Source organism: Weissella confusa, assembly GCA_041871065.1.
GTDB lineage: Bacteria > Bacillota > Bacilli > Lactobacillales > Lactobacillaceae > Weissella > Weissella confusa_A.
This window is the reverse complement of the sequence record CP168942.1, coordinates 1,864,206-1,878,394: the sequence shown is the minus strand read 5'-3', so window position 1 is coordinate 1,878,394 and position 14,189 is coordinate 1,864,206. Positions and strand designations below refer to the sequence as shown.

The window sequence follows — 14,189 nt, the reverse complement described above, 5'->3', positions numbered from 1 at the left end:
GCTATGGCTAAAACGAAAACACAATTTGTATGTTCGAATTGTGGATATGTATCACAACGCTATATGGGACGATGCGCTAACTGTGGGGCCTGGGGCACGTTCGTTGAAGAAGTTGTACAACCAGAAAAGGCAGACCGTAAGTCACGCGTTAACTTGGCTGGTCAAATCGCTCGCGTTGAACGTTTGGGCGAGGTTAGCATCGAAGAAACGCCACGTGTCGACACGTCGATTGATGAATTCAACCGTGTCTTAGGTGGTGGTGTCGTACCTGGTTCAATGGTGCTAATCGGTGGTGATCCTGGAATTGGTAAGTCAACATTGCTGCTACAAGTTTCAAGTCAATTGGCAAACCATGGTGGCACGATTTTGTACGTCGCTGGTGAAGAAAGTGCGTCACAAATCAAGCTGCGAGCTGAACGTTTGGGTGTGAAGGGGGATGCCGATTTCTTCCTTTATCCTGAAACGGATATGACGCAGATTCGCAAGGCGATTGACGAAACGAAGCCAGATTACGTCATCATTGACTCAATTCAAACGATGCAACAACCTGATGTTTCTTCAGCGGTTGGATCGGTTGCCCAAATCCGTGAAACGACGGCTGAGTTGCTACAAATTGCCAAGACGAATGGCATTACCATCTTCATCGTCGGTCACGTGACAAAGGACGGTGCTATCGCTGGTCCTAAGATTTTGGAACACATGGTTGATACCGTGTTGTACTTCGAAGGTGATAACCAACGTAGTTTCCGTTTGTTGCGTGCCGTCAAGAATCGTTTCGGTTCAACGAATGAGTTGGGTGTCTTTGAAATGAACGAGAGTGGTTTGGCTGAAGTGACCAACCCATCTGGTCTTTTCTTGGAAGAACGTCTAGATGATGCTAGTGGTTCAGCGGTTGTGATTGCGATGGAAGGATCACGTCCAATTTTGGTTGAAGTTCAAGCGTTGGTGACGCCAACTGTCTTTGGTAATGCGCAACGTACTGCTTCAGGTATCGATCGTAATCGTATTTCATTGTTGATGGCAGTCTTGGAAAAGCGTGCCAATTTGCTATTGCAAAATCAAGATGCGTACGTTCGTGCTGCTGGAGGCGTAAAATTAGATGAGCCGGCCATTGATTTGGCGATTGCCATTGCAATTGCCTCAAGTTACCGTGACAAGGGTACTCGTCCAACGGATGCCTTTGTGGGTGAAATTGGATTGACTGGTGAGATTCGTCGCGTGCCTAATGTTGTTGACCGTATTCTTGAAGCTAAGAAATTGGGCTTTAAGCGCGTATTTGTCCCAAAGCATGCAGTTGATATGATGAAAGAAATTTCTGGTATTCAAGTTATCGGTGTCGCAACGTTAACGGATGCGCTACGTTTGGCACTGGATTAGTGAGGAAGCTTATGCGAAAACGAATTATTCAAGCAGCATTCTTTGTTGCTGGTGGTGGCTTGGCGGTGACGTTAATGCCGATTGTTTGGCGGATTATGAATCAACATGATCAAATTTGGCTAAACAATGCCATCGTGAACTTTATTATTGGTGCCGTTATTTTTTGGTTATTGAGTTTGGCACTATGGCGTCCAGTTGATCAAGGCATTCGCAAGATTGAAGCCTACTTGAATCAACAGTCGCCAGTTGTTTTGTTGATTGGTTCAGTGTCAACCTTGATTGGGTTGGCGTTGGCTGTTTTGGTAACCGTCCCATTGCAACGCACAGGTAATTTCTTTTTAAGTGCAGTTATTCCAGTTTTTGTGATGTTGCTATTTGGGTACCTTGGTTTCCGTCTTGGAACAACGCGTATTGATGAGTGGCGTACGTTGGTTCCTAACTTCAACAATATGACAAAGCGTGTTCGTCCACGTCGATCAGCAAATCAAAGCGATGTGTTGTCTGATGAAGAGACGAACTATCACCACTACAAGATCTTGGACACCAACATCTTGATTGATGGCCGTATTGCTGATTTGGTGCAAACTGGCTTTATCGAGGGAACCTTGTTGGTACCGAACTTTGTCTTGTATGAGTTGCAATACATTGCTGATGCTGGTGAATCAATCAAGCGTGTCCGTGGCCGTCGTGGTTTGGACATTTTGAATGAATTGCGTGAAACAGATGCCATTCCACTTGAAATGTGGGAAGGTGATTACGAAGACATCAAAGAAGTTGATGAAAAGTTGATTCGTCTTGCACAAGATGTTAACGGTATCTTGGTAACGAACGATTACAACTTGAACAAGGTAACGAAGTTCCAAAACGTTGAAGTCTTGAACATTAACGAGTTGGCGGGGGCTTTGCGTCCACGTGTGGCGGTTGGTGATCGTTTGACGGTGACGTTGGTTAAGAATGGAACTGAGCGCCAACAAGCGGTTGGTTACCTAGATGACGGGACGATGGTTGTCGCTGAAGAAGGTCGCGACCACTTACAAGAAACGGTTACCGTTGAAGTAACGTCCGCTTTGCAAACCGATGCTGGACGTATGATCTTCGGTATTGTGGTGGATTAAGTAATTAACATTGAAACCCATGAAAAACCGCGGTATATTAGTAAGCGGTATTATAAACAGAAAAGAAGGAATAGACAGAATGGCTGAGACTACTGAGAAGAAGATTCGTGTTCGATACGCTCCATCTCCAACTGGGCACCTACACATCGGAAACGCACGTACGGCATTGTTTAACTGGTTGTACGCACGTCACCACAAGGGTGAATTTGTTATCCGTATTGAGGACACTGACCAAGCACGTAACATTGCGGATGGTGAGAAGTCACAGTTGGATAACTTGGCATGGTTGGGATTGGACTGGGACGAGTCTCCAGCAAACCCAGGAAAGTATGGTCCATACCGTCAATCAGAACGTTTGGACATCTACAAGCCATTGATTCAAGATTTGTTGGATCGTGGTTTGGCATACAAGTCATACAAGACATCTGAAGAATTGGAAGCAGAGCGTGAGGCACAAATTGCTGCTAAGCAAGCTCCACACTACGTTTACGAATACGAAGGCATGAACGACGAGGAAATCGCCGCTGCCCAAGCCGAAGCAGAAGCTAAGGGCTTGCCAGCCGTTGTTCGTTTCCGTGTGCCTGAAGACAAGCCATACGCATGGGATGACATCGTTAAGGGTCACGTTGAGATTAACTCAAACACTATCGGTGGTGACTGGGTTATCCAAAAGGCTGATGGCATGCCAACGTACAACTTCGCCGTTGTTGTTGACGACCACATGATGGAAATCTCACACGTTTTGCGTGGGGATGACCACGTGTCAAACACGCCAAAGCAATTGATGATTTACGAAGCCTTTGGTTGGGAAGCCCCAATCTTCGGTCACATGACGTTGATCATCAACGCTGAGACGGGTAAGAAGTTGTCAAAGCGTGACGAGTCAATCTTGCAATTTATCGAGCAATACCGTGAGTTGGGATACTTGCCAGAAGCAATGTTGAACTTCATCGTATTGTTGGGATGGTCTCCAGTTGGTGAGAAGGAAATCTTCAACAAGAACCAATTGGTTAAGATGTTTGACGAGGCTCGCTTGTCAAAGTCACCAGCCAAGTTCGATAACAAGAAGCTTGAATGGATCAACAACCAATGGATTAAGACGGCTGACCAAAACATGGTCTTCGACAAGATGATGCAACAACTTGTTAAGGCTGACTTGGTTAACCCAGCTGAATTGACGGCTGAGAAGATGCAATGGTTGCGTTCAGTGATGAACGTATACATGGACGGTGTATCATACACGTCACAAATTGTGCCTTTGGTAAAGCCTGTCTTCTTCGAAATGCCTGCAGCTGATGAGATTACTGATTCAGCTAAGGAATGGATGGCTGCTGAAAACGTACCAGCTATGTTGAACTTGTTCATCGAGAAGTTGGAAGCAATGCCATTGTTCACGGCTGCTGCAATCTTGAACGCAATCCGCGAGATTCAAAACGAAATGGACGTCAAGGCCCGTGCTTTGTGGAACCCATTGCGTATTGCAACGACGCGTGAGGAGCAAGGTCCAAACCTTGGTGAATTGCTAGAATTGCTAGGACGCGAGCAAACAATCGCAAACATCCGCGAGTTCTTGTAAAATTAAACAACAAATTAAGTCCAGTACCCGTTTGGGTGCTGGATTTTTTGTTGTTGGTGTGTGTCCGACCTGGTGCCACTTACCACATATTCAAAAATAATGCACACAATCGGCGTTACGAGTGTGTTAAAATATTTATTAGTACCATTAGCTGTAGCAGCTAGTGAAGACAAGAGGGAATAGGTAAAAGATGGCTAATCCATTACGTAAAATTATTGAGAGTGATAAGGGGACAATGCGTCGCTTGAACCGCCTTGCGGATCAAGTTGAAGCACATGCCGATGAGATGGCAGCCCTTTCTGATGAAGAACTACAAGCAAAGACGCCTTACTTGCGTGACTTGTTGAAGCAAGGTAAGACGTTGGACGATATTTTGCCAGAAGCATTCGCGGTTGTCCGTGAAGGTGCACGCCGTGTCTTGGGATTGTACCCATTCCGTGTGCAAATCATGGGATCTGCTGTGTTGCACGGTGGAAACATCGCCGAAATGCGTACCGGTGAAGGTAAGACGTTGACGGCCACAATGGCGGTTTATTTGAACGCGTTGCCACAAGAAGGTGTTCACGTTGTCACGGTTAACGAGTACTTGTCTGCTCGTGACGGTGAGGAAATGGGTGAATTGTACAAGTGGCTTGGTTTGACGGTTGGTATCAACGGTTCAGAGATGTCACCAGATGAGAAGCGTGCCGCGTACAACGCAGATATTACGTACACGACTAACTCAGAAATCGGGTTTGACTACTTGCGTGACAACATGGTTGCCCGTAAGGAAGATCGTGTACAACGTCCATTGAACTTCGCATTGGTCGACGAAACTGACTCAATCTTGATTGACGAAGCTCGTACGCCATTGATTATTTCTGGTGCACCAGCACAAGAAAGCACGCAATTGTACATTCGTGCGGACCGCTTCGTTAAGTCATTGACGAAGGAAGAAGACTTTACGGTCGACGAAGAATCAAAGACGGTTTTGTTGCAAGACGAAGGTATCAAGAAGGCTGAGCGTTACTTCAACCTTGAAAACTTGTACGATTCAGGCAACACGGCTTTGACTCACCACATTGATCAATCATTGCGTGCTAACTACACGATGTTTAACAACAAGGACTATGTTGTCCGTGATGGTGAAGTTGTGTTGGTTGATGCGTTCTCAGGACGTATTCAAGAAGGTCGTCGTTTCTCTGACGGATTGCACCAAGCCTTGGAAGCCAAGGAACAAGTTCAAATCCAAGAAGATAACCGTGCGATGGCTTCAATCACGTACCAAAACTTGTTCCGTCGTTACAAGAAGTTGTCAGGTATGACTGGAACGGCCAAGACTGAAGCGGAAGAGTTCCGTGAGATCTACAACATGGAAATTGTTGAAATCCCAACGAACCGTCCAATTCAACGTGTCGACGAACCAGATTTGTTGTACCCTAACTTGCGCTCAAAGTTCTTGGCCGTTGTTGAATTGGTTAAGGAATTGCACGCCAAGGGTCAACCAATTTTGATTGGTACAGTTGCCGTTGAGACATCAGAATTGTTGTCACAATTGTTGGACCGTGAAGGCATTCCACACAACGTGTTGAACGCTAAGAACCACGCCAAGGAAGCTGAAATTGTTGCTAACGCTGGTCAACGTGGTGCCGTTACAATCGCCACTAACATGGCCGGTCGTGGAACTGACATCAAGCTTGGCCCTGGTGTTTCTGATTTGGGCGGTTTGGCCGTTATCGGAACTGAGCGTCACGAATCTCGTCGTATCGATAACCAGTTGCGTGGACGTGCTGGTCGTCAAGGTGATAAGGGATACTCACAATTCTTCTTGTCATTGGAAGATGATTTGATGATTCGTTTCGGTGGTGAGCGTATCAAGACGATGATGGAACGCATGAACTTGGCTGATGAAGATGCTGTGATCAAGAACCGCTTGATTACACGCTCTGTTGAGTCAGCACAAAAGCGTGTCGAAGGTAACAACTACGATTCACGTAAGAACGTTTTGCAATACGATGATGTTATGTCGCAACAACGTAACACGTTCTATGCAAACCGTAACCAAGTTATCGATGAAGACAAGTCATTGCGCAATGTTATTTTGCCAATGGTTGAGCGTACTATCGGACGTGTTGTTGATCGTCATGCTTTGGGTAAGACTGAAGAATGGGACTTGCAATCAATCGTCGACTTCGCCGGTGCTGTTTTGATTCCTGAGGATTCAATTACGGTTGCTGACCTTGAAGGCAAGAGCCAACAAGAAATCAAGGATTACTTGTACGGCCGTGCCAAGGAAGTTTACGAAGACAAGCGTTCTGCTTTGGTTGATGATGAGCAAATGCTACAATTCACGCGTGTTGTTATCTTGCGTGTGGTTGACTCACAATGGACGGACCACATGGACGCCATGAACCAATTGCGTGATGCTATCCAATTGCGTGGTTATGGTCAATTGAACCCATTGATTGAGTATCAAAACGAAGGTTTCCGTATGTTTGAAGAAATGATTGCTGGTATTGAGTATGATGCAACGCGTCTATTCATGAAGTCAGAAATCCGTCAAAACCTACGTGCCTAAAAATGTTATTGGAGGGGAAAGTTAGTTACGACTGGCTTTCCTTTTTCGCATTAGAGAGTTGAGGTTATAGAGAAAATGGAGCTATCAGAAGCACGTCGCTCATTAGCTGAGATGTCAGAAGAGATTACGAAGTTTGGTGAGTCTCTTGACTTGGATGCTTTGAACGATGAAATCGCGGCCAATGAAGATGAAATGGTCCACCCAGATTTCTGGAATGACAACGTTGCGGCGCAAAAGGTGATTGATGCCAACAATATCTTGAAGGGCCGCCGTGATGACTACTTGAACTTGACGGCTGGCGTAGAGAATGTTGAGACGGCGCTTGAACTATTGGCTGAATTGCCTGATGAAGACATGCAAGCCGAGATGGAAGCGGACTTGCAAAAGTTGTCAGATGATTTGGAAAGTTACCGTTTGGCGCAATTGTTGAACGAGCCGTATGACAAGAACAATGCTATCTTGGAAATTCACCCAGGTTCTGGTGGAACAGAGTCTGCCGACTGGGGTGCCAACTTGCAACGTATGTACACACGTTGGGCTGAGCGTCACGGCTTTAAGGTCGAAATCATGGATTATCACCCTGGTGATGTGGCCGGTATCGATTCAGCAACGTTGATGATTACGGGGCACAACGCTTATGGTTACCTACGTTCAGAGCGTGGGGTACACCGTTTTGTCCGTATTTCACCATTTGACTCAGCTGGCCGTCGTCACACGTCATTCGTTTCAATTGACGTGATGCCGGAACTGGATGACTCGGTTGAAGTTGATATTAACCCAGCTGACGTGAAGATGGACGTGTACCGTGCCTCTGGTGCCGGTGGACAGCACATCAATAAGACGTCATCAGCTGTGCGTTTGACACACATTCCAACGGGTATCGTTGTTGCCTCACAACAACAGCGTTCACAGTTCCAAAACAAGGATACGGCCTACGCTATGTTGCGTGCCAAGTTGTATCAATTGGAAATGGATAAGAAAGAAAAGGAACGTGCATCGATTGCCGGCGAGCAATTGGAAAACGGTTGGGGATCACAAATCCGATCATACGTTTTCCAACCATACCGCATGGTTAAGGATCACCGCACGAACTTTGAATCAGGTAACCCACAAGGTGTAATGGATGGTGATTTGGATCCATTCATTAATTCATACCTACGTTGGAAGCTAGCTGAACAAAACCCAGATTAAACGATAGGACCGCCAAACTTGTGTTTGGCGGTCCTTTTCTGTAGAAATGACTAAATTTGGAATATGTCGAAATGTTTGTGGCGAATTTACGAGTTGTTTAACATGGATTCATGAAGTCGGTGGCAAAGCGACGCTCATCGTGGTATTATTCGTACATTGTTTAGCATTTAATCGAGAATGTTCGGGGGAACGGCTGGATTAAGTCAACTTATTACTTGAAAATGACATTTTTAACCATGGGGGGATAAAAAATGGGAATTGTAAATGCATCAGAAATGATTGTACAAGCACACGCACAAGGATATGCAGTTGCGCATTTCAACACGAACAATTTGGAATGGACGCAAGCAATCTTGCGTGCGGCTGAAAGCCAAAAGGCGCCGGTGATTATCGCAGCATCAATGGGCGCTATTAAGTACATGGGTGGCACGAAGATGGTAGCCGACATGGTCCGCGATTTATATGAGAGTATGGCGATTACGGTGCCGGTAGCGATTCACTTGGATCACGGTAATTTAGAGATGGCGTACCAAGCAATGAACGATGGTTTCACATCCGTTATGTTTGACGGTTCTGATTTGCCATTTGAAGAAAACTTGCGCGAGACCAAGGCTTTGGTGGCGAAGGCTGCGGAATTGAGTGTCAGCGTCGAAGCGGAAGTTGGGTCAATTGGCGGTGTTGAAGATGGCATTGTTGGACTGGGTGAGATTGCTGACAAGCAGCAGGTTGTTGAGATGGCCAACACGGGAATCGATATGCTAGCTGCTGGCATTGGTAACATTCACGGCGCCTATCCAGAAGACTTTGCTGGCTTGGATTTGGGCGCGTTGACAGAGTTTGAAGCTGCTACTCGCCATGAGATGCCGTTTGTCTTGCACGGCGCTTCTGGTTTGCCTGAGGACGAAATTCAGACGGCCATTACACTTGGTGTTGCAAAGATTAACATTAATTCTCAATTGCAATGGGCGTTCCACAACGCATTGCGTGATTTCATTGTGTCAGACCGTGATTTGGAAGGCACTAACTATGATCCACGTAAGTTGCTTCGTTCAGGTGTCGACGCTGCGCAACAAGCTGCCGAAGAAATGATTCAAATGCTTGGGTCAGCTAACAAGGCACAAGTAACACTAACAAAGGCGTAATGCCGATTTCTGTGAGGGGAAAGATGAACAAGCCTAAATTGTTTTTGGACATGGACAATGTCCTTGTTGATACGTTACTTATTTTGAACGCGATTGATATGGCCGGTGAGACAGTCGCTAAGCCAGATCAGATTCCAGGCATTTTTCGAGATTTACCACCGGTGCCAGGGGCGATTGACGCGGTCAATAAGTTGAACGACTATTATGAGCTATACATTTTGTCGACAGCACCTTGGCAAAATGCGAGTGCTTGGCAAGATAAGCTGATTTGGTTGCAACATCATTTCGGTGAAGATGAGAAGAGCCCGTTTTACAAGCGGGTGATTATGGCGCACGATAAAAGCCTAGCACGCACACCGGGGGCTATTTTGGTTGATGATCGACCATACCACGGGGCCAGCGGTTGGGATGATGCGACGATGGACAGCCAATGGGTTCAATACGGTTATGAACCCAAGATGACTTGGCAAACCGGTTTGGCTGATCTCTTGATTGAGGTGGCCGAAGTGTTCCAGAACGGCGACGGTATTCGAAATGCTGTTGATACGGTTATGAATGAACATCATATTGCTGTGCACGGCGATACGGAGAAATTCGTTAAAGCCGCATGGGAATAAAGCACAAATATGCACAATTAGCATAAAAAGCAGACGTTGAGACTGATGACTGCGTTTTAAAATGTGTCATTGTTCACATTGTTAACTATAAGACGAACGCCTAAAATTAGGCGTTCGTCTTTTTTTGTTTCAAATACGGAACATCGAGTGTGAATAAATTGTGAATATTGTGTTGCTAAACTTATGTAAGTAGATTAAGATAATATATGTTAATTGATTCACATATTTTAAATAAGATTATTTATTTTTTAGGAGATATTATTATGATTTCATGGCTACGTAACAGCAAGGTTGCAATGTGGGTATTGACGATTGCTCGTGTTTACTTGGGATTCCAATGGGTAATGGACGGTTTTGAGAAGGTTACCACTAAGGGTGGCTTCGATGCTTCAGGTATGATTAACATGGCAATTGCTAAGCCAGTTATGACACCAGCACAAACGAAGGCTTTCCCATGGTACGACTGGTTCTTGAACCTAGCAACGAACCACGGTCACGCAACTGGCTTCTTCTCATTCGCCGTTGCATGGGGTGAGTTGTTTGTTGGTTTGGGATTGATCTTTGGTACGTTGACTTTGGCAGCTGCCTTCTTCGGAATGATCATGAACTTCTCATACTTGGGTGCCGGCGTTGTGTCAGTTAACCCAACGTTCATCTTCATCGAGATGTTCATCTTGATGGGTGGCTTCAACTCAGCACGTATCGGTTTGGACCACTGGGTAACGCCATTCTTGCGTTCAAAGTTGCCATTCTTGAACAACGATATCGAAGTTCGCTAATTTAATGATTAAAGACTAAAGGATTCGGAAAGACATTTTCCGAATCCTTTTTTTCATGAACCTAGGGGCTAATTTGGCCGTGGATTTTAAGTTTTGGCCACCTGAGACAGCGTACAACCTTTTACAATGCAGTTTATGGTATAAAGAGGGTAAACGCGTTCTAAATGGGGTGACGAAAATGGACAGAAATAAGCTAGCAAAAAAGATACGCAAACAAATGAACCGCAATCCTGGTTTATCAAGTGGTGAAAAATTTTTTGTCGATAATTTAGAGTTGGCCAAAGAAACAGATAAACTGATAAAAAGATATCATTATGCCATACCGGCGGCTGAACAAAATGAAGTTAAGAAGACACTGGCATCACCATTGGCAGAAGCTTTGCGTGCCTCTGAGGATGATGTAAACGAGTTGTTGGCTGAGATAACCATTCGGCTGACATTAACCTCAAAACCAGAGCTGGTTTATGTTTGGGAGAATTCAAAAAATGTTGTGTCATCCCGCCGTGTCTATGGCTTTGCCTATCAGGTTCGCGATGAAGGGGATGGACTCCAACTGTTTCGCGATGCGCTTACCGAGGATAGAGTGCCACGAACTAGAATGACGGCGACACCGCAAGCTAAGTCAGCTGAATCACAAGAGCCAAGTGAGGATGTTGCAGCGTTGAAGAGCCAAATTGACCGATTGGAAAAGGCAAATAAAACGTTGAAGGCCAAAAATGTTGCGGCAAGTGAACGCGTCCAAGAGCTTGAGCGTGAACTAAAGCAGGCGAATGCAGTCACGACCCAAGAGACGGCTGCATTATCAGACCAACTTGAGACTGCACAAGCAACGCAACAAGCGACGCAACAGCTTTCTCACCAACGTCAATTGGATTTGGAACATCAAGCAACCCGACTTGAAGAGCTGAAGAATCAGGTTGCGGAATACGAAAATTTGCATCGCAATGAAAGTGGTCGGATTACTGAGCTTGAAGAAGCGCTGCATGAAGCGAATGAATCATTGGCGCAAATACATGCCACGCAACAGGCAAAGGCACAAACAGTGCCAGTCAATACGGATTACAAGGATACTGTGATTCGAACATTGGCGGTGCGTATTGCTGAATTGGAGCAACAGCCTGCGATGCCGGTACAGGAAACGCCAGTTGAGACACCTCAACCGGTACGAATTGTCACGAAACAAGCTGAACCGGTTGTGATGACCAAAACTGTACCAGTGACGGATTCAGAAGCCTTATCACAGCTGATTGCGCACTTAACCCGTGACAATTTAGCGGCCTACCGCAAGTTGCCATTGCTTGTCCAAACATATAACGATTTGACGAACGATGATGTTGCTTTGTGGATGCCAGTTCAGGGGCGCTTCTATGTTGAAGATGATGATCGCTACTTTATTGATACGCAAGGTCACTTGGCTGGCATGAATCAAATTGATACCAACGGCCTTGATGAAGCGAGTTTGAATGCGGAAGAGACGTATTCAGCACGAGTTCGAACAGACACGCATGCTGTACAACTGTTGCGCAGTCTTGGTAAGTTGCCAGAAATAAAGGTTACCGAAGATGAAAAGAGTACCACTGACAGTGAGCTCGAGCGAAGTCTGTTTGGTAAGCGTGTGTTGATTGTGTCTTGGTTTGGTGCCAATGCCAAGAATGCCGCCAACAAGATCAATGAAGTTGGCGGACAAGCAACCTGGCTAGATGGTTCTAAGTACACGGAGAGTAAGGTGATTGATGAAATTCAAGCGAACCGATATGATGTCGGCATCGTCTTGATTAACGGCTCACATCACCATACGGTTAAGGCTGCGTGGGAAGCGCAACGAGCCGGACAAAATATTCAAGTGACACCAAACGCGGGGATGACGAAAATTATTCGTATCGCAATGGATGCGTTGTAAAACAAAAAATGCAGTCTACCGATTTTGGCAGACTGCATTTTGTTTATTTGCGAACTAATTCTGTGTAGGCGTCTTCGTCAACAACGACGTCGATTTCACCGATGTATTCACGTGGGTCATCCTTAACGAATGTACGCTTGAAGACGAACAAACCATCTTGATCTGACGCTTCTTCAATACCACCCATGTCGTACAATGAAACACCTGAATCCATGGCCCATTGAATCATAGCCGTTTGAACAGCGTATGGTGCGTAGTAGATGTTACCGTCGAATGAACCGGCATACATGTACCAAATCTTGTCACCATACTTAAAGCCCATGCCAGTTGAAAGCAATTCGCCTTCACGTTCGGCAATGTAGATACGCATGATATCATCATCAGCAAAGGCTTCACGCATACGCTCAAAGTATTCCTTTGGGCGGTGTGAGATACCGTGACGTTGGGCCATACCGGCGTATGTCTCGAAGAAGGCATCAACGGCAGCTTCGTCGTTGGCCCAACGAACAGTCACGCCATCGCGTACGGGACGCTTCAACTTTGACTTCGTCTTAGAAGGGTACAAATCCAACGTTTCCTTGGCATCTGGCTTAGCCGTCAAATCAATCACCATGTTCAAACGTGGTTGGATTGTGGCGTGCATCCCTTGGTCAGCCACATTACGGTTACGTGTTTCGTAACCGCGGGCACGCAAAGCGTCATTAAACTCATCTGAGTAAGGCACCTCAGGATCCATACGAATGACGTACACATCATCATCGGCTACGGCGAGCTTAGCTTCCGCAACCAACTTATCCAACAAATCAAGGTCAGTAACGTCCATCACTGGTCCCTTTGATGCGTAGGCAAACTTCTTACCGGTTGGCGTTTGTGTCAACAATAGTGAAATGGCAGCGATGATGTTGCCGTCAGCGTCTTCAACGTACGCGTGGCGTGGCTCCCAATTGTTCTTAACATGTGCCCAGCCCAAGTCTTGTGTCACTTGGCCGAACTTTGAGTTGCGGACAAACGTCGTAAAACGTTCAACAGCAGCTGCATCATTCATATCCAAAACTGGCATTGTTTTTCCTTCTTTCCTAACTGAAAAACAGTCTCATTCAATCTCAATAAATTATAACATAGGCAAGTTTACCAGTTTCAGAGTATAATAACTCTTATGGAAACTATTACATCAGTACAAAATGGCCGTGTTAAGTCATGGCAAAAGTTGCAAACGAAGAAGGGTCGCCAAGCAAGTAAGACATATTTGCTTGATGGCTGGCATTTGGTCCAAGAGGCCATTCAACACGATGGTAAGTTGCACGCGATTATGGCAACACCAGAACAATTGGCAGAACACCAAGATGACTTGCCACTTGGGGTACCGGTATTTGAAATTACGGCCGATATCGCTAAGAAGCTATCAGACTTGGTAACGCCACAAGGTATCTTTGCGGAAGTCTCATTGCCAACAGCAACGCGTGAGCCACAATTTATTCACGACGGGGCTTGGTTGTTCTTAGATGCGATTCAAGATCCAGGTAATGTTGGGACAATGATTCGTACGGCAGACGCAGCTGGCTTTGCCGGTGTTGTGTTTGGGGATGGATCAGTTGATCCTTATTCACCAAAGGCATTGCGTGCTATGCAAGGATCACAATTCCACATGACGTTGACGACTGGAAACTTGCAAGAGTGGACGGCAGCATTTACGCAAAACGACATGAACGTCTATGGTACACAATTGGATCCAGAAGCCGCCGACTTGTTCACTATTCCAGCGCAAACACAATTTGCGTTGATTATGGGAAACGAAGGTCAAGGTATGAATCCTGAATTGGCCAAGATGACAACGAAGAATCTTTACATCCCAATTTCTGGCCAAGCTGAATCACTAAACGTTGGTGTGGCAGCTGGTATTGCGATGTTCGCGTTGAAGGCACGCTAAAGCCTAGT

11 protein-coding genes are annotated in these 14,189 nt (G+C 45.8%); 10 read left to right on the top strand and 1 reads right to left on the bottom strand.

Translation table 11 applies throughout. The features are described 5' to 3' along the window. Positions 1 to 3 precede the first annotated feature (3 nt). The 9 genes from radA to ACAW68_09005 all read left to right on the top strand — a co-directional run bounded on the left by radA (position 4) and on the right by ACAW68_09005 (position 12,254). Positions 4 to 1,377, top strand: a complete 1,374-nt coding sequence (gene radA / locus ACAW68_09045; protein XGA15601.1) for a DNA repair protein RadA — start codon at positions 4 to 6, stop codon at positions 1,375 to 1,377. Positions 1,378 to 1,388: 11 nt separating this feature from the next. Beyond that, positions 1,389 to 2,492, top strand: coding sequence for a PIN/TRAM domain-containing protein (locus ACAW68_09040; protein XGA15600.1), 1,104 nt, complete (start codon positions 1,389 to 1,391; stop codon positions 2,490 to 2,492). Positions 2,493 to 2,571: 79 nt separating this feature from the next. Beyond that, positions 2,572 to 4,068: a glutamate--tRNA ligase gene (gene gltX / locus ACAW68_09035; GenBank protein ID XGA15599.1), complete on the top strand. Its 1,497-nt coding sequence runs from the start codon at positions 2,572 to 2,574 to the stop codon at positions 4,066 to 4,068. A 190-nt stretch (positions 4,069 to 4,258) separates the two neighbouring features. Further along, positions 4,259 to 6,625 carry a preprotein translocase subunit SecA gene (secA, locus tag ACAW68_09030; protein ID XGA15598.1) on the top strand — a complete coding sequence of 789 codons (2,367 nt, stop codon included), beginning with the start codon at positions 4,259 to 4,261 and terminating at the stop codon, positions 6,623 to 6,625. Between the two features lie 75 nt (positions 6,626 to 6,700). Next, positions 6,701 to 7,816 carry a peptide chain release factor 2 gene (prfB, locus tag ACAW68_09025; GenBank protein XGA15597.1) on the top strand — a complete coding sequence of 372 codons (1,116 nt, stop codon included), beginning with the start codon at positions 6,701 to 6,703 and terminating at the stop codon, positions 7,814 to 7,816. 251 nt (positions 7,817 to 8,067) lie between these two features. After that, positions 8,068 to 8,958: a class II fructose-1,6-bisphosphate aldolase gene (fba, locus tag ACAW68_09020; GenBank protein ID XGA15596.1), complete on the top strand. Its 891-nt coding sequence runs from the start codon at positions 8,068 to 8,070 to the stop codon at positions 8,956 to 8,958. 23 nt (positions 8,959 to 8,981) lie between these two features. Continuing rightward, positions 8,982 to 9,575: a hypothetical protein gene (locus ACAW68_09015; protein XGA15595.1), complete on the top strand. Its 594-nt coding sequence runs from the start codon at positions 8,982 to 8,984 to the stop codon at positions 9,573 to 9,575. 263 nt (positions 9,576 to 9,838) lie between these two features. After that, on the top strand, positions 9,839 to 10,354 hold the full coding sequence (locus ACAW68_09010) for a Crp/Fnr family transcriptional regulator (protein ID XGA15594.1): 516 nt from the start codon (positions 9,839 to 9,841) through the stop codon (positions 10,352 to 10,354). Between the two features lie 178 nt (positions 10,355 to 10,532). After that, positions 10,533 to 12,254, top strand: a complete 1,722-nt coding sequence (locus tag ACAW68_09005) for a hypothetical protein (GenBank protein XGA15593.1) — start codon at positions 10,533 to 10,535, stop codon at positions 12,252 to 12,254. A 43-nt stretch (positions 12,255 to 12,297) separates the two neighbouring features. Here ACAW68_09005 and ACAW68_09000 read toward each other — a convergent pair whose 3' ends face one another. Beyond that, complete coding sequence (locus ACAW68_09000; protein XGA15592.1) at positions 12,298 to 13,314, bottom strand: lipid II:glycine glycyltransferase FemX; 1,017 nt, start codon at positions 13,312 to 13,314, stop codon at positions 12,298 to 12,300. Between the two features lie 96 nt (positions 13,315 to 13,410). Between ACAW68_09000 and ACAW68_08995 the strand changes: the two genes are divergently transcribed. Next, positions 13,411 to 14,181 carry a TrmH family RNA methyltransferase gene (locus tag ACAW68_08995; protein XGA15591.1) on the top strand — a complete coding sequence of 257 codons (771 nt, stop codon included), beginning with the start codon at positions 13,411 to 13,413 and terminating at the stop codon, positions 14,179 to 14,181. Positions 14,182 to 14,189 lie beyond the last annotated feature (8 nt).